Origin of the sequence: Rhizobium sp. AC27/96 (assembly GCF_001692325.1) — a bacterium.
Classification (GTDB): Bacteria; Pseudomonadota; Alphaproteobacteria; order Rhizobiales; family Rhizobiaceae; genus Rhizobium.
Genome location: NZ_LXKN01000001.1, coordinates 987,642 through 1,002,550, shown reverse-complemented (window position 1 = coordinate 1,002,550; position 14,909 = coordinate 987,642). Strand labels below are relative to the sequence as shown.

At 58.7% G+C, this 14,909-nt stretch carries 16 protein-coding genes and 1 pseudogene; 11 read left to right on the top strand and 6 right to left on the bottom strand.

Annotated elements, in window-relative coordinates; all coding sequences use genetic code 11:
* Window positions 1–47: 47 nt before the first annotated feature.
* The 5 genes from A6U86_RS04975 (at window position 48) to A6U86_RS04955 (ending at window position 4,840) form a co-directional block, all read left to right on the top strand.
* On the top strand, window positions 48–1,223 hold the full coding sequence (locus A6U86_RS04975) for a septal ring lytic transglycosylase RlpA family protein (protein ID WP_068386691.1): 1,176 nt from the start codon (window positions 48–50) through the stop codon (window positions 1,221–1,223).
* A 70-nt stretch (window positions 1,224–1,293) separates the two neighbouring features.
* Window positions 1,294–2,505, top strand: a complete 1,212-nt coding sequence (locus A6U86_RS04970; RefSeq protein WP_068386688.1) for a D-alanyl-D-alanine carboxypeptidase family protein — start codon at window positions 1,294–1,296, stop codon at window positions 2,503–2,505.
* A gap of 152 nt (window positions 2,506–2,657) precedes the next feature.
* Window positions 2,658–3,341 carry a dTMP kinase gene (tmk, locus tag A6U86_RS04965; RefSeq protein WP_068386685.1) on the top strand — a complete coding sequence of 228 codons (684 nt, stop codon included), beginning with the start codon at window positions 2,658–2,660 and terminating at the stop codon, window positions 3,339–3,341.
* Window positions 3,338–4,369: a DNA polymerase III subunit delta' gene (locus tag A6U86_RS04960; RefSeq protein ID WP_068386683.1), complete on the top strand. Its 1,032-nt coding sequence runs from the start codon at window positions 3,338–3,340 to the stop codon at window positions 4,367–4,369. Before tmk ends, A6U86_RS04960 begins: the two co-directional genes overlap by 4 nt.
* Before the next feature lie 27 nt (window positions 4,370–4,396).
* Window positions 4,397–4,840, top strand: a complete 444-nt coding sequence (locus tag A6U86_RS04955) for a hypothetical protein (RefSeq protein WP_068386681.1) — start codon at window positions 4,397–4,399, stop codon at window positions 4,838–4,840.
* Between the two features lie 50 nt (window positions 4,841–4,890).
* Here the strand turns inward: A6U86_RS04955 and A6U86_RS04950 are convergent, their stop codons facing one another.
* Together A6U86_RS04950 and A6U86_RS04945 are read right to left on the bottom strand one after the other, a co-directional pair.
* Window positions 4,891–5,355 carry an SMI1/KNR4 family protein gene (locus tag A6U86_RS04950; RefSeq protein ID WP_068386678.1) on the bottom strand — a complete coding sequence of 155 codons (465 nt, stop codon included), beginning with the start codon at window positions 5,353–5,355 and terminating at the stop codon, window positions 4,891–4,893.
* 41 nt (window positions 5,356–5,396) lie between these two features.
* Complete coding sequence (locus tag A6U86_RS04945) at window positions 5,397–6,197, bottom strand: sulfite exporter TauE/SafE family protein (RefSeq protein ID WP_083196719.1); 801 nt, start codon at window positions 6,195–6,197, stop codon at window positions 5,397–5,399.
* 250 nt (window positions 6,198–6,447) lie between these two features.
* Here A6U86_RS04945 and metG point away from each other — a divergent pair, with 250 nt between their 5' ends.
* The 5 genes and pseudogenes from metG to A6U86_RS34605 all read left to right on the top strand — a co-directional run.
* Entirely contained in the window at window positions 6,448–8,001 is a 1,554-nt protein-coding gene (metG, locus tag A6U86_RS04935) for a methionine--tRNA ligase (RefSeq protein ID WP_068386672.1), read from the top strand.
* Window positions 8,002–8,009: 8 nt separating this feature from the next.
* Complete coding sequence (locus A6U86_RS04930) at window positions 8,010–8,792, top strand: TatD family hydrolase (protein WP_068386669.1); 783 nt, start codon at window positions 8,010–8,012, stop codon at window positions 8,790–8,792.
* A 4-nt stretch (window positions 8,793–8,796) separates the two neighbouring features.
* The gene (locus tag A6U86_RS04925) at window positions 8,797–9,624 is read left to right on the top strand and encodes an MBL fold metallo-hydrolase (protein ID WP_068386667.1); all 828 of its coding nucleotides are present in this window, start codon (window positions 8,797–8,799) and stop codon (window positions 9,622–9,624) included.
* Window positions 9,621–10,112 (top strand): YbaK/EbsC family protein, encoded by a 492-nt coding sequence (locus A6U86_RS04920; RefSeq protein ID WP_068386666.1) that lies wholly within the window; start codon window positions 9,621–9,623, stop codon window positions 10,110–10,112. Before A6U86_RS04925 ends, A6U86_RS04920 begins: the two co-directional genes overlap by 4 nt.
* 199 nt (window positions 10,113–10,311) lie before the next feature.
* Window positions 10,312–10,455: pseudogene (locus tag A6U86_RS34605) on the top strand (helix-turn-helix domain-containing protein); the annotation flags it as partial.
* A gap of 542 nt (window positions 10,456–10,997) precedes the next feature.
* Here A6U86_RS34605 and A6U86_RS04910 read toward each other — a convergent pair.
* Both A6U86_RS04910 and A6U86_RS04905 read right to left on the bottom strand, forming a co-directional pair.
* On the bottom strand, window positions 10,998–12,095 hold the full coding sequence (locus tag A6U86_RS04910) for an agmatine/peptidylarginine deiminase (protein WP_068387917.1): 1,098 nt from the start codon (window positions 12,093–12,095) through the stop codon (window positions 10,998–11,000).
* 171 nt (window positions 12,096–12,266) lie between these two features.
* Window positions 12,267–13,118, bottom strand: coding sequence for a D-alanyl-D-alanine carboxypeptidase family protein (locus A6U86_RS04905; protein ID WP_068386660.1), 852 nt, complete (start codon window positions 13,116–13,118; stop codon window positions 12,267–12,269).
* Window positions 13,119–13,493: 375 nt separating this feature from the next.
* Here A6U86_RS04905 and A6U86_RS04900 point away from each other — a divergent pair, with 375 nt between their 5' ends.
* Window positions 13,494–14,102, top strand: a complete 609-nt coding sequence (locus tag A6U86_RS04900; protein ID WP_068386658.1) for an outer membrane protein — start codon at window positions 13,494–13,496, stop codon at window positions 14,100–14,102.
* 176 nt (window positions 14,103–14,278) lie between these two features.
* Here A6U86_RS04900 and A6U86_RS35390 read toward each other — a convergent pair whose 3' ends face one another.
* Both A6U86_RS35390 and A6U86_RS04890 read right to left on the bottom strand, forming a co-directional pair.
* Window positions 14,279–14,650, bottom strand: a complete 372-nt coding sequence (locus A6U86_RS35390) for a hypothetical protein (protein WP_068386655.1) — start codon at window positions 14,648–14,650, stop codon at window positions 14,279–14,281.
* An 11-nt stretch (window positions 14,651–14,661) separates the two neighbouring features.
* Entirely contained in the window at window positions 14,662–14,886 is a 225-nt protein-coding gene (locus tag A6U86_RS04890; RefSeq protein ID WP_068387912.1) for a DUF1127 domain-containing protein, read from the bottom strand.
* Window positions 14,887–14,909: the final 23 nt, after the last annotated feature.

Here is a 14,909-nt window from a genome sequence, read left to right as displayed (position 1 = left end):
CGGTTCTGCAGACCTCCGTCAAAGTAATGAGTAGCGGCGTGGGACAGATGAAATTCGAAAATCGTGCGGTGACATGCGCAACGGGTATGCGTTGGTTTGCTCTCTCACTGATGTGCGCAACCATCACTGCCTGCGGAACGACCCAGAAGGTTGCTTCGACGCGCCAGCATGGCAAGGAATACTTCTCCGAGAAGGAGTATGGCGTGAAGGCCAGCCCGCGGGTCGTCAACAACGGCCCCGTTCCCAAGGGCGGCGGCCGTTTCATGGTCGGCAATCCGTATCAGGTGAAGGGCAAGTGGTATTATCCCAAGGAAGATTTCGGCTATAGCAAGGTCGGCATCGCTTCCTGGTACGGCTCGGCATTCCACGGCCGCCTGACCGCCAATGGCGAAGTTTATGACCAACAGTCGCTCACCGCTGCGCATCCGACCTTTCCGTTGCCGAGCTATGCGCGCGTTACCAATGTTGAGACCGGCTCTTCCATCATCGTTCGCGTCAACGATCGCGGCCCCTATCATCCCGGTCGCATCATCGATCTTTCCAACAAGACGGCGCAGTTGCTCGATCTCCAGCACAGCGGCACCGGCGACGTGCGCGTGCAATATGTCGGCCGCGCCCGCATGGACGGCCATGACGAACCTTATCTGATGGCATCCTATATTCCGAAGGGTTCGCGCCTACCGAGCATCAATCCCGGCGGTCAGATCGCGACTGGCGTGATGGTCGCCTCGGCCGGCCGGATGACCGCCGATCAGCTGCCGGATTCGTATACGCCAACACCAACACGCGCCAGCCGCGAAGTGCGCAGCTTTGATGCTACGCCGGCCATCGCTCCCATTCCGCGTCAGTCGCCCTATGCGACCACTGCTTTCGCCGATGCGCCCAAGCCAGCTTACAATAACGACAAGCGCAACAACAATCCGCCTCCCATGACGTGGAACGGCGGTGCCATGCCTTCAGTCGAGTCTGCTCAGCCCGTCATGATCGTTTTGCCGCAGATCGGACCGATCCCGCGCGAACGGCCTGACTTCACGCCTCGCATGGCAAGCCTGGACGACCAGTCGCTGGGCTCGGCGGTCGCCGCCTACCAAAATGCGCCCATCAAGACTGTCTATGTCGACTTGGCCTTCGATGCCGTCATGCTCCGCAATGACGGCCTGACGCAGGAGTCGATCCTCTCGGCCTATCGCCGCCAGCATCAGGGCAGCACGCAGGCTGATTGATCAGCATCATTGCCTGAATCTTTACCTGTCTCTAAAATAATGGGGCAGGTGATCGGATTGAGGGGACGGCATGCCAAAGCGCTTGATTCTTTTGTTCCTTTTTCTCCTCGGTATCGGCAATGCGGTAGCCTTGGCGCAGCCGGCCACGCCAGGCGCCTTCGATACGAAAGCCGCACAGGCATTCATGATCGAGGCCTCGACAGGCACCATTCTCCTTGCAAAAGCCGAGGATCAACCGATCTCGCCAGCATCGCTTGCGAAACTGATGACGCTGGACGTCATCTTCGATGCCATCGGGCGAGGGGAGATTTCGCTCGATACCGAATATCCAGTCTCGGAAAATGCCTGGCGGACCGGTGGTGCTCCCTCCCGGGCGTCGACGATGTTCGCCGCTTTGAAATCCCGCGTACGCGTCGGAGACCTTATTCAGGGCGTCGCCGTGCAGCAGGCCAACGACAGCTGCATCGTGCTGGCCGAGGGTATTTCGGTGAGCGAGCGCGAATTTGCCCGGCGCATGACGGCGAGGGCGCGCGAGATCGGCATGCCCCGCGCCACCTTCACCAATTCCACCGGCTTGCCGGACGCCAACGACCCCAGCGGCGGCGGCAAGGTCTCGATGCGGGAACTGGTAACGCTGGCGCAGGATCTGCAGCAGAAACACCAGGATCTCTACAAATATTTCGGCCAGCCGGATTTCACCTGGAACAAGATCTACCAACGCAACAAGAACCCATTGCTGCTGCTCAACATTGGCGTCGATGGTCTTGGACTGGGCTTTACCGATGGCGAAGGATTTTCGATCGTCGCATCGGTGGAACGTGACGGCCGTCGGCTGTTTCTGGCGCTTGGTGGGCTCAAGAGCGACAAGGAGCGCACCGAGGAAACCCGCCGCGTGCTCGAATGGGGGCTCAGCAATTTCAAGAGCCAGCGCATTTTCGCAGGCGGTGAAGTCATCGGCGATGCCAGCGTCTATGGCGGCGCACAGTCGACGGTAGGCTTGCTGGCGAAGATGCCCGTCGATGTCTACGTTCCAGTGGATACGCCCGATCGCCTGTCGGCGCGAATCGTCTATCGCTGGCCGCTGACAGCGCCCGTCGCCGCGGATTATGATGCCGGGACGCTTCGCGTGTTCTTGGGCGCGCGGCTGGTGCGCGAATTGCCGCTTTATACAAAAGAATCAATCGCTCAGGGCACGCTCAGCCGACGTGCCTTCGATGCTTTCATGGAATTGACCGAATCCCTGCTATTCTCTTGGCTATGGGACAGGCCTCTGCCGGCCTGACGGATTGCGCGGCTCGCGAAATCCCTGTTCACACCCCATATAGAATGCCTGACGCCGACACATGCACGGTTCCACGCGGGCATGTCTTGGGTTAAACAAGAGACGTATCGCATGCCGAGCGACAGGCAGGCGAAAAGTGCAGGACATGATCATTGGCTGATGCAAACGGATTATTCGTAAGCTTCGAAGGCGGCGAAGGGGCTGGTAAATCGACCCAGATCCGCCGGTTGGCCGAGCGATTGCGCGAACGTGGTCATGACGTGCTTGTGACACGCGAGCCAGGTGGATCTCCCGGTGCCGAGGCTGTCCGCCATGTGCTGCTGTCCGGAGCTGCCGAGATCTTCGGCACGCGCATGGAAGCGATTCTCTTCGCCGCTGCCCGCAACGACCATGTCGAGGAAGTCATTCGCCCGGCGCTGGCACGCGGCGCCATCGTCCTTTGCGACAGGTTCATGGATTCCTCACGCGTCTATCAGGGCGTGACCGGCAATCTCGAGGCCGACTATATCGAGGCCCTGCAAAGAGTTGCCGTGAATGGCGTCGTCCCTGACTGCACGCTGATCCTCGATATTCCCGCCGAGATTGGCCTTGAGCGCGCGCGTAAGCGGGCCTCCGCCGTCGTCGCTCCCGACCGCTTCGAGAAGGAAGAGATGCAGACCCATGAGAAACGCCGTGAGGCTTTTCTCGATATCGCCGCACGCGAGCCGGAGCGCTGCCATGTCATCGGCGCCCAGCGCTCGGAAGACGAGATCGCCGCAGACATCGCCGCGATCGTCGACAGGCGCCTTGGCCCTGCCGCGACTATCGCTGCGGCCAGATCGGAAGCGGCGCAATGAGCGAGGATCGGCCCGGCGTTCTCGATGGCGCGATCGCTCCACAGGACAATACCAAGCTCTTCGGCCACGAGGAGGCGGAAGCCTTCCTGGCGCAATCCTATCGCTCCGGCAAAGGCCATCATGCCGTGCTGATCGAGGGACCCGAGGGGGTCGGCAAGGCGACGCTGGCCTTCCGGTTTGCCAATCACGTTCTGTCCCATCCCGACCCGGCATCCGCACCCGAGACGATCGGAGATCCCGATCCGTCCTCCGCCATAAGCCGGCAGATATCCGGCGGCGCATCCCATAATCTGCTGCATCTGAGCCGTCCCGTGGACGACAAGACCGGCAAGGTGAAGTCGGCTATTACGGTGGACGAAGTTCGGCGCGCCGGAAAGTTCTTTTCGCAAACCTCGGGCACCGGCAACTGGCGGATCGTCATCATCGACCCGGCCGATGATCTCAACCGCAACGCCGCCAACGCCATCCTGAAGATTCTCGAGGAGCCGCCGAAGCGGGCGCTGTTCCTCGTACTGTCGCATGCGCCTGGCCGTCTGCTGCCGACCATCCGTTCGCGCTGCCTGCCATTGAAGCTCGCGCCACTTGGAGACGAGATCTTGCGCTGGGCGCTTGCAAATCTCGGCGTGCCGGCAGAGCAGGGGAGTGAACTGCTCTCGGCCGCCAAAGGCAGTGTCAGCGAGGCGCTGAAGCTTCTGAACTACGGCGGCGGCGAGATCATCGAAGCCTACCGGCAGGTCCTTTCCGCGGAAGGTCCCGCCTCACGCAAGGCGATGCATCGCCTCGCCGACGCGCTTTCCAGCAAGGACAGCGACACGATCTTCGGCTTCTTCATATCCCATATCGGTGACGATATCGCCGAACGCGCAAGGGCTGCCGCATTTGGCGGATACCTCGGCATGGCGGAAAGGCTGGCCCGTCTCCACTCCGAGACCACCGAACGGCTCAATATCTCGCAAGCCTACAATCTCGATCGCAAGCAGACACTCATGACAGTCCTCGGTGAGCTCAAGCAACAGCTTTCGGCATGAAGCATTAGCTCAATTGGCGGAGGAAGCATGCAAAACGCAGAGCCCTTGTTGACCTCCATCAGTGATCCGGATTCCGGGTGCAGCGTCTTGTTCGAGGACAATGGCCACGTTGCCTACGCCTATCTTTTAGCTGCGGATGGTGAAATCATCGGGGACGTTTGGCTTTATAACGTAGGCGAACCACCGGCAGAGCCTGCGTGGCACGACAAAGAAGAGATGCCATTCGCGAATCCGCGTGAATTCGTGCGTGAGGATCTGGCTTTTGAATTTGCCAAACAACCATCAGATATCGTTGTTCTATGGAAAACACACGAGCAATACGGCCCCATGGCTCGCATCTATCTGCATAGCAGACTGTTTGGTATTCTCTCACCCGGGGCAAAGCCGGGATGGAGCCTGCTGGCGGCGAAGAATGGTCCACTTGCCCGGAAACTTACGTCGAACTTTGAAGAGCTTCCAGCTCAAACGTAGACGCAGTTCGATGGCTGTCATCGTCGTTGGCGAGCCCGTACGACGTTTGCCTAGAAGCCCGGGGCTCCCGCGCTTGCCATAAAGGCTGCAAAGCTCTCCGATGCTGCGGTCACACCTGCATCTCCGACCATTTCATGGTCGATGAAGACAATGGCTGGATCGGTTGAATTGGTGCGAAAATCGAAAGCCCAGTAGTTTCCGCCCGTATCATCGGCAAAAGGGAACAGGCCTGCCGGATAGCGGTCTTGCATGCCTTCGAAGCAGTATTCCACACAATAGGATGCGCTTTGCCTTTCAACGGCGAGAGGAGACAAGGCCAACAACAAGACGCCGAAATTGATCGCGCCCTCGCCCTCCAGCTCAAGCTCGGTATCCAGGACCTCTCCCTGATGTGAACCTACCATGCGCCAGTAAGCGTCGGGCAGGGCCGCGCCTGCGAGATACTCGAGCCGAGTTCTGTCTTCATCAGTCGGCTGCGGAAATGCGGTTCGCAGATAGGGTTGCCAGTCGCTCATCGCTTCTCTCCTGGTAATTTCTCGCTTTGCTTGGAGCTACTTCAGGGAAAAATAAGCTTCCAGGCGACAACGGCCAGCGTGACGGCAAGGATGATACGCACGGAGCGCTCGTGCAGGCGCGGAGCGAGCAGGCTACCGGCAACGATGCCGGGGATCGATCCCACGAGCAGTGCGAACAGCATCGTCCAGTTGATCTCGCCGATGAACCAATATCCCATGCCGCCGATCAAGGTGAGCGGTACCGCATGAACGATGTCCGAGCCGACGATCTCGCGGACGTCGAGCTGCGGATAGAGCACCAGCAGCACGGTGACGCCGAGCGCGCCCGCGCCAACCGAGGTCATGGTGACCAGAATGCCGAGCACAAGGCCGAGAATGATGGTCAGCAATGCGATCGTACGCGGGGTCAGCTTGCCGCGCTCGCCTCGCCATTTGCGTATGGAGTCCAGTATCTGGCCGCGGAAGATCAGCATGACCGCCGTCAACAACAGAAGACAGCCGAGGGACAGGGTGATGGTATGAGCGACCGCCGGGCTCTCGCGATTGACGCCCGCCATGATCCAAAGCATGGCCAGGGCCGCTGGGACGCTGCCTGAAGCCAGGAAACCAACGACCTTCCAGTTGACGCGGCCGTGCATGCCGTGAACGGCCGTCCCGGCCGTCTTGGTGATCGCGGCATAGAGCAGGTCGGTACCGACTGCCGTTGCCGGATGCACGCCGAACAGTAGCACCAGCAACGGCGTCATCAGCGATCCGCCGCCAACGCCGGTGATGCCGACCAGCATGCCGACGAAAAAGCCGGAAATGGAATAAAGCGGCTGATAGGAAGCGATGAAACTCAAAACGACGGCCCCGTGAAGCCGTCAGCCAGGCTCATGAAAAAATCGATGACATTCACTGTGATTTCGGTCCTGTGCTCTGGTTCATCGAAGGGGTAAAGCTGGGGCAGGACCCTGTCAAGGAAGGCCGGCTCCGATCTCGCTGAATGCTGCGCACGCGAAACTTGGTGTTTCGCTCCCGGCAAACATGCGCTAAAGCGAGCGGAGCCAAGAATAACAGAGACGCAACCGTAAAAGCGGATCCCTGCCTGACATGACCGAAAAGACCCCGTTCTACATCACCACAGCCATCGCCTATCCTAATGGCAAGCCGCATATCGGCCACGCCTACGAGCTGATTGCCACCGACGCCATGGCGCGATTCCAGCGACTGGACGGGCGCGACGTCTTCTTCCTTACAGGCACGGACGAACATGGCCAGAAGATGCAGCAGACGGCGCGGGCCGAGGGCTTGACGCCACAGGAGCTCGCCAACCGCAATTCCGATGAATTCCAGGCCATGGGCAAGCTGCTGAACGCGTCCAACGACGACTTCATCCGCACGACGCAGCCGCGGCACCACGAGACCTCGCAGAACATCTGGAACCTGATGGCCGATGCCGGCGACATCTACAAGGATTCCTATGCCGGCTGGTATTCGGTTCGCGACGAAGCCTACTACCAGGAAAACGAGACCGAGCTGCGCGCCGATGGTGTGCGCTACGGACCGCAAGGTACGCCGGTCGAGTGGGTGGAGGAGGCGAGCTACTTCTTCAAGCTCTCGGAATACCAGGACCGGCTGCTGAAGCTCTATGAAGAGAACCCTGACTTCATCGGACCGGCTGAACGCCGCAACGAAGTGATTTCCTTCGTCAAATCCGGCCTCAAGGACCTGTCGATCTCGCGCACGACCTTCGACTGGGGCATCAAGGTGCCGAACGACCCGTCGCATGTCATGTATGTCTGGGTCGACGCGCTGACGAACTACATAACCGCCACCGGCTACATCGAAGACCGCAACAATCCGCGAGCAAAATACTGGCCGGCTGACGTACACATCATCGGCAAGGACATTATCCGCTTCCACGCCGTCTACTGGCCGGCCTTCCTGATGTCGGCAAAGCTGCCGCTGCCGAAGCGCGTCTATGCTCACGGCTTCCTGCTCAACAAGGGCGAGAAGATGTCGAAGTCGCTCGGCAATGTCGTCGACCCGGTTAACCTCGTGAACCACTTCGGTCTCGACCAGGTACGCTACTTCTTCCTGCGCGAAGTTTCCTTCGGCCAGGACGGAAGCTATAGCGAAGAAGCGATCGGCATACGCATCAACTCCGATCTCGCCAACGGTATCGGCAACCTCGCCAGCCGCTCGCTGTCGATGATCGTCAAGAACTGCGACGGACAGATCCCCGAATGCGGCCCACTGACAGACGAAGACAAGGCGCTGATTGCACAAGCCGACGCACTGCTGGCTTCTACCCGCGAGGATATGGGCAAGCAGCTCATCCACCGTGCTCTGGCGTCGATCATCGCCGTGGTCTCGGAGACGGACCGCTATTTCGCAAGCCAGGAGCCCTGGGCGCTGAAGAAGACCGATCCGGCCCGCATGGCGACCGTGCTTTACGTCACGGCCGATGTCGTGCGCCAGATCGGTATCCTGCTGCAGCCCTTCATGCCGGAATCCTCCGCGAAGCTGCTGGATCTCATCGCCATCCCCGCAGACAAGCGTGACTTTGCAGCGCTCGGCGAGGCTGGCCGTCTCGTTGCCGGTACGCCGCTGGAAGCCCCCAAGCCGGTCTTCCCGCGCTATGTTGCGCCGACTGTCGAATAAGGTTTTCCATGCTGATCGACACGCATTGCCACCTGGATTTTGCCGACTTCGAGGAAGAGCGCGACGCGATCGTCGCGCGCGCTCACGAAATGGGCGTCAAGCAGATGGTCACGATCTCGACCAGGGTTCGAAAGCTTGACGGGTTGATCGCGCTCACCGAGCGCTATCCATCGGTTTTCTGCTCTGTGGGAACACATCCGAACAGCGCCGATCAGGAGCTTGATATCCAGACGGAAGATCTCGTGCGGCTGGCAAACCAGCATGCGAAGATCGTCGCGATCGGCGAGGCGGGGCTCGATTATTTCTACGACACGGTGAAGCCGGAAGACCAGAAGACCGGTTTCCTGCGTCACATCGCGGCTGCCCGCGAAACCAAGCTGCCGCTCGTCATTCACAGCCGCAGCGCCGACGAGGACATGGCCGCGATCCTGACCGAGGAAACAGGGAAGGGGGCTTTCCCCTTCATTCTCCATTGCTTCTCGGCCGGCCCTGCCCTTGCCCAGACGGGTGTCGAACTTGGCGGCTATATCTCCTTTTCCGGCATCCTGACCTTCCCGAAGTCGGAAGAGCTGCGCGACATCGCCAAGACGATCCCGCATGACCGGCTGCTCGTCGAGACCGATGCGCCGTATCTGGCGCCGAAGCGCTGGCGCGGCAAGCGCAATGAGCCTTCCTATGTCGTCAACACAGCCGAAGTGCTGGCCGAGACGATTGGCGTCAGCATGGAAAAGATTGCCGAGATCACCACGGCGAATGCCTTCCACTGCTTCTCGAAGATGACGAGGGTCTGACGGCGTGACATACCGGCGGCGCTTCACCATATTGGGCTGTTCCTCGTCGCCGGGTGTGCCGCGCATCACCGGTGACTGGGGCGCCTGTGATCCGAAAAATGCAAAAAACCGCCGCACGCGTGCGGCTTTCCTGATCGAGCAGATCGCGCCGGATGGCGGTATTACGACCGTCGTTATCGATACAGGCCCGGATTTTCGCGAGCAGATGATCCATGCCGGCGTCAGTTCCGTCGATGCCGTACTTTATACCCACGCCCATGCCGACCATATTCACGGCATCGACGATCTTCGCGGCTTCTTCCATAATGCCCATGAGCGCATCCCGATCTATGCCGACCGGCAGACGATGGATCGCATTCGCGAGGGCTTCCGCTATTGCCTGGAAACGCCGCCCGGCAGCAGCTATCCGCCAATCGTCCGGCCGGTGCTGATTGAAACTTTGGCGAAAAGCTTCACGATCGAAGGGGCAGGTGGCCCTATCCGCTTCTGGCCGCACAAGCAGATCCACGGCGATATCCACTCCTTGGGTTTTCGTATCGGCAATCTCGCTTATTGCAGTGATATCAGTGACTTCCCGGCGGAATCTGTGGAAAGAGTCCAGGATCTCGATGTCTTGATCATCGACGCCCTCCAGTACCGCTTCCATCCAAGCCATCTGTCGCTGGAGCAATCGCTGGCCTGGATCGAACGGCTGCGGCCGAAGCGTGCTATCTTGACCCATATGCATACGCCGCTTGATTATGAAACCGTGCTCGCGGAAACGCCCGATCATGTCGAGCCGGCCTATGATCAGATGCAGATCGAGCTAGACGTGGAGGATGACGATCTATGAGCGAAGACAGCAGGAAGCTTTCCAGCCTGGAACGCGTCGAGCTTGCCGCGCGCAATCTCGGTCTCGATATCTCGATCAAGCGCATGGAGCAATCGACGCGAACGGCGGAAGAAGCCGCCAAGGCGGCCGGATGCGCCGTCGGCCAGATCGTCAAGTCGCTGGTCTTCGTCAATGCCGATACGCATCAGCTGACGCTGCTTCTCGTCTCCGGCGCACACAATGCCGATACAGCACATATAGCAGCAACTTACGGAATTCGGCTCAAGCGCGCCGATATCGACCGGGTCCGCGACGAGACCGGCTTTGCCATCGGCGGCGTCGGTCCGATCGGTCATCTCGTCGAACTGCCTGTCTTCATCGATGAAAGCCTTCTTGCCTACGATCAGGTCTGGTGCGCAGCCGGACGGCCCGACAGCATTTTCGCCTGCAATCCGACGCTGCTGGCCGAGAAGATCGCCGCAAAGGTAATCCGCATCAAGGCGAGTTGATGAGGCAAGAGGCGCGCTTGGGGGAAACAGCCAAGTAGATGGAATAATTCACATATTTCGCGTTTTTCATCAAAACGGATATCAAATTTAGTTCCATAATCTATCTTATCTGATCTTCGTTTGTAGCGGGGGTGGGTTCAAGGATGAAGTGCGACATGCGAATGATACCAATTGGTTTGTCACTCGCAAGGAAGATGCAATGAAGCGCACCTACTCCCATATCGACATGGATGAACGTCGCAGGATCGCCCACTGGCGAACGGTTGGGCTGAGTGTCGAGATCATTGCGGAGAAGCTCGGGCGGCATTGTTCGACGATCTTTCGTGAGATCAAATGCAACACGTTGTTAGAATGTCCTGTTTCTGCAAAGTTGGAATGTCACACTCCCCGGCGCTGAGCGACGTTTGGGAGATTGCAGATGGGATTGATAGCGATGAGCGAACGCGATTTGCAGCGCATAAAGACTGCGGAATGACAGCATCAAGGCGAATATCGACGCCGTGATCGACAGCGATCCCACCGTAATTTACGCGCATCGACCACATTCGCACCCATATGAAAAATGAAATACGAACGCAAAGTCTCACGATGTTTCATGGCAATGGGGTCGCCGAGCCAATGATTACCCTCGGCTAAAAATACCCAGTCTATGAACTGCTCCGCTGTGACTTGTCCTCGATCCGGGATGAAGTCGGTTACATGCACGAACCGGCCGTCCTGCAGGCTTCCACAGTAACCGTGTCCTACGCAGACGGCGGTCATAAGTGTGTCGAAATTCGGCTTCTTTGACATTGGAAACCCGGATAACCGGGTCTGATTTGACAGTATTCATCACAGTATAACAGGCGCCCGATCAAGATTCAACTCTGACCAGCCGCTATGCGATCAGACTTTCGGCTGCTCATGCGTCGCGCAATGAATGCCGCCGCCGACCTGGCCTACGTTGTCGATATCGAGCATTACGATCTTACGCCCCGGATAAAGATCGGCCAGTGTCGCCTTCGCTTTTTCATCGGCTTGCCTGTCGCCGAACTGAGCGGCGATCACGGCGCCGTTGCAAACGTAGTAGTTGACATAGGACGAGACGAAGTCGTCGGCCTCGGTGCGGATGTCGGAAGGTTCCGGCAGAACGACCAGATTGAGCTTGCGGCCTTCTGCGTCAGTCGCCTTGGCCAGAATGTCATGTGTCTCAAAGGCAGAGACTGACCATGGGTCCTTTGGATCTGGCTCGTCGCCCATCTGGATCACGACGACGCCCGGCTTCACAAATCGCGCCAGCGCGTCGATGTGGTAATCCGTGATGTCGGCACCCTTTATGCCCGGCGCCCAGATCATCTTCCTCGCGCCCATGGTTTCCAGCAGCATCGCCTCGATCTCGGCCTTGGTGTCCCTGTTGCGGTTGGGGTTGATGAAGGTGCTTTCGTGCGCGATCAAAGTGCCGTGGCCGTCAGTTTCCACCCCTCCAGCCTCGCCAACCAGGCCGGCGTTAAAAACCTGAAGGCCCAGCCGCTCGGCAACGCGCGCTGCAATCCGTCCATCATTGCCGTGAAGCTGCTTATTGCCCCAGCCGTTGAAATTAAACTGCGTCACCGCAATGCCGCCCTTGCCGTCAACGACAAGGGATGGCCCAGAGTCTCGGCACCATAGATCGTCCGTCGGGATATCCCAGAGCTCGACCTTCGATGAGATGCGCTTTCGGATCGCCTTGTGATGTTCAGCAGAAGCCATCATCACCACGGGCTCGAAATCGACGATCGCATTGGCAATCCTGGCGATCGTGCCCTGTAGATCGAACAGGAAGTCAGGATCGTCATAGACCTTCCGATTGTTGGGCCACTGCATGAAAGTGCGTTCGTGCGGATCGGTCTCTTCTGGATAACAGAATCCGGTGCTACGCGCCGTCGTCTTTGCTTCGGCGGCTTGAGAGAACACAGAGAGTCCGCCAGCCAAAGCGGCCAATTGAAGCAGAGTGCGGCGTGGCATCGGCATCATGACACCTTGTTGGATGATGTTGATCTCGACTATTGGGGTTCCCGGCCGCCTAGACAAGTCGAGACGCGTTCGTATCGCCCTCGCCCCGGCATTCTGCGGCGACAGCGCGGGTTCATTTCACGGCCGAAGACGATCCAAATTCCTGCGCGTCAAACGCAGCGATCAATTGGTGGTGCTCTGCTTGGCTATGCCGGTGGAGACTGTGGCGGTGGCTGCTGCCGGCACATAGGTGTCGATAAGACCAGCCATCTTGTCGTCACGAATCTGCGCGGTCTTTTCGCCCATGACGACCCCGACGACGCGGCGGCCATTCTTGGTCGCGGAGGTGACGAGATTGTAGCCGGAGGCTTCGGTGTAGCCGGTCTTGATACCGTCGGCGCCGGCATAGCGGTACATCAGATTGTTATGGCCGCGCAGCTTCATGCCGCGGAACTTGATCCCACGCATCGAGAAAAGCTTGAACTCCTCCGGAAAGTCGCGCATCAGCGCGACGCCGAGTGTCGCCATGTCGTGTGCGGTCGTCACCTGTTCCGGATCCGGCAGGCCGGACGCATTCTTGAAGACGGTGTTGCTCATGCCGAGCTGATGCGCCTTTGCGGTCATTACCTTGCCGAAGCTGTCCTCATTGCCGCTGAGCTGTTCGCCGATCGCAACAGCCGCGTCGTTGGCGGAGAGAACGACGATGCCTTCCACCGCTTCGCGTACGGTCACCTTGCGGCCGACGCCGACGGCGAGCTTGAACGGCTCCTTGCCCTCGGCATTCTCCGACATGGTCAGCTTCTGATCCCATTTCAGGCGGCCGTCGTGCAGCGCTTCGAAAGCAAGATAGAGCGTCATCATCTTGGTGAGCGAGGCCGGATAGTTCAGCTCGTTCTCATTAGACGCCTCCAGCACCTGGCCGCTATGCGCGTCCACGAGATAGCTCGCCTGCCCGGCCTCTGCCGCCGAAACAACAGAGAAAAGCGACACGGCGGATATTGTCGCGGCAAGGAGCGAAGAAGTGATGTTGCGCATGGATTTTTGCAGTCTCTATTATTGATGTTCTTGACGGAGCAGCAAGCGGCCTGAGGTGAATTCGCGGCCGGCTTTCGAGCTGGATGGATCGGGCAAATCTATGGCGGAAACAAGAACGATGCCATGAAAAAAGGACTATCCGGGAATAGTCCCCAGCCCTGTTTATTGAAGGGGGCAAAGCCCACCTTGGCCGCCGTCCGATCGCCCTGTCGATAAAAGCCCCTTCCCGACCTCAGCATCCCCTATCCGCAACATAACGCAATGTGAAAAGACACTCCGCAACAAGGCCTCGACACATAGTGAACCGTCGCGAGTCGGACCTTGCGTTTTGCAAGCGCCGTCTCTTTCGCAGCACGAAGATGAGGCATCTCCCTAATGCATATCAAAACACTCGCCATGGTCGCCCTGGCCCTCTCCTCGACCATGCCCGCCATGGCCGCGGATATGGCTTTCGAGCAACCGGCTCCCCAACCCCAACAATCGGCCTATGATTGGTCCGGCTTCTATCTCGGTGTTCAGGGTGGATACTCCTGGAACAAGGCAAAATATCTCGGAACGGAGCAAAACCTCGACGGCGGCTCGTTCGGGGCGCATGCGGGTTATAATTTTCAGAGCGGAAATATCGTCTACGGCATCGAGAACGATTTCAACTACAGCTTCAACAAAGACAAGGACGCCAATCTTCAGTGGGATGCATCGGGCCGCGCCCGTGTCGGCTATGCCTTGGATCGAACACTGTTCTTTACGACGGCCGGTCTCGCAGCAGCCGGCGGCAAGGTCGATGCCCCGTCAATTGGAAAGAAGGATGATATCCTGATCGGCTGGACGGCCGGCGGCGGCGTCGAGCACGCCTTGACCGACAATATCCTGCTGCGCGGCGAATATCGCTACTCCGATTTCGGCAAGAAGGATTTTGGTTCGCGCATCGGAGACTTCAGCGGCGATCAGCAAAAGATAGTCTTCGGCGCAAGCTACAAATTCTGACAGGAGCGACGGGCCTGGAATTCAACCAGGCCGACCGCCCTGCTTTCAAGAACAAGGCCAGGAACAAGGACCAACAATCAAGCGAAAGCGCTTTATCGGGGGTTTTGATCCCCCATATCGGCCATCAATAGACAAAGGATATGCCAATGAAGCCTGTCGTCATCGCTTTGGGTCTATCAACCATCATTTTGGCCGGCCTTGTCATTCCGGCAACTGCACAGGTCGTCCTTCACCAGAACCAATCGCCGGGCGATGATGGTGCTCAGGATGAAGTGGAGTCCGACTTTCTTCACGCCTGGAATCGCCATCACGACGCGCCTAACATGTGGGGAGAACGCCGCAACAATTTCGGTCCGGATGATGTGATAAGTCTTCTCGAGCACCGCGGTTATCGAGTGCGAGACGTTAGAGATGTCGGTGTTCGCTATCTTGTTCAGGCAACGCGAGGCGACGATAATCTCCTCGTCAGCGTATCCCGGAGCGGGGATATCGTCGGTGTCGTACATGATGACGGCGGCTATTGACGCTGACGAGTAGGGCTCGGGCATCGTTCTGCATCCTAGTCCCAAAACCATGACTTGCTGACCTCTGCCCGCGCCTCGGCTGCTGTCACGCCAATATCGCGAAGCTGATCTTCGGTCAGCTCGCGCAGGTCCCATCTTGTTCCGCGCTTTTCGAGGTAGGCAAGAAATCTGGCCAATGCTGTCAGCAGAAATCCGGGCTTGTGCCGATCCCTGCCCTCGCCTGTCGCCGTCAGCATCGGCCTGTCGACATCGATCGTCATCTTCATGCTCCTTAAGCTCACAT

What these genes read in the sequence shown, in the direction of transcription:
- metG (WP_068386672.1), top strand. Translation starts at nt 6,448, where the DNA reads ATGACCGAAAAGACCCCGTTCTACATCACCACAGCCATCGCCTATCCT.
- A6U86_RS04920 (WP_068386666.1), top strand. Translation starts at nt 9,621, where the DNA reads ATGAGCGAAGACAGCAGGAAGCTTTCCAGCCTGGAACGCGTCGAGCTT.
- A6U86_RS04955 (WP_068386681.1), top strand. Translation starts at nt 4,397, where the DNA reads ATGCAAAACGCAGAGCCCTTGTTGACCTCCATCAGTGATCCGGATTCC.
- A6U86_RS04960 (WP_068386683.1), top strand. Translation starts at nt 3,338, where the DNA reads ATGAGCGAGGATCGGCCCGGCGTTCTCGATGGCGCGATCGCTCCACAG.
- A6U86_RS04905 (WP_068386660.1), bottom strand. Translation starts at nt 13,118, where the DNA reads ATGCGCAACATCACTTCTTCGCTCCTTGCCGCGACAATATCCGCCGTG.
- A6U86_RS04970 (WP_068386688.1), top strand. Translation starts at nt 1,294, where the DNA reads ATGCCAAAGCGCTTGATTCTTTTGTTCCTTTTTCTCCTCGGTATCGGC.
- A6U86_RS04975 (WP_068386691.1), top strand. Translation starts at nt 48, where the DNA reads ATGAAATTCGAAAATCGTGCGGTGACATGCGCAACGGGTATGCGTTGG.
- A6U86_RS35390 (WP_068386655.1), bottom strand. Translation starts at nt 14,650, where the DNA reads ATGCCCGAGCCCTACTCGTCAGCGTCAATAGCCGCCGTCATCATGTAC.
- A6U86_RS04900 (WP_068386658.1), top strand. Translation starts at nt 13,494, where the DNA reads ATGCATATCAAAACACTCGCCATGGTCGCCCTGGCCCTCTCCTCGACC.
- A6U86_RS04910 (WP_068387917.1), bottom strand. Translation starts at nt 12,095, where the DNA reads ATGCCACGCCGCACTCTGCTTCAATTGGCCGCTTTGGCTGGCGGACTC.
- A6U86_RS04890 (WP_068387912.1), bottom strand. Translation starts at nt 14,886, where the DNA reads ATGACGATCGATGTCGACAGGCCGATGCTGACGGCGACAGGCGAGGGC.
- A6U86_RS04950 (WP_068386678.1), bottom strand. Translation starts at nt 5,355, where the DNA reads ATGAGCGACTGGCAACCCTATCTGCGAACCGCATTTCCGCAGCCGACT.
- A6U86_RS04930 (WP_068386669.1), top strand. Translation starts at nt 8,010, where the DNA reads ATGCTGATCGACACGCATTGCCACCTGGATTTTGCCGACTTCGAGGAA.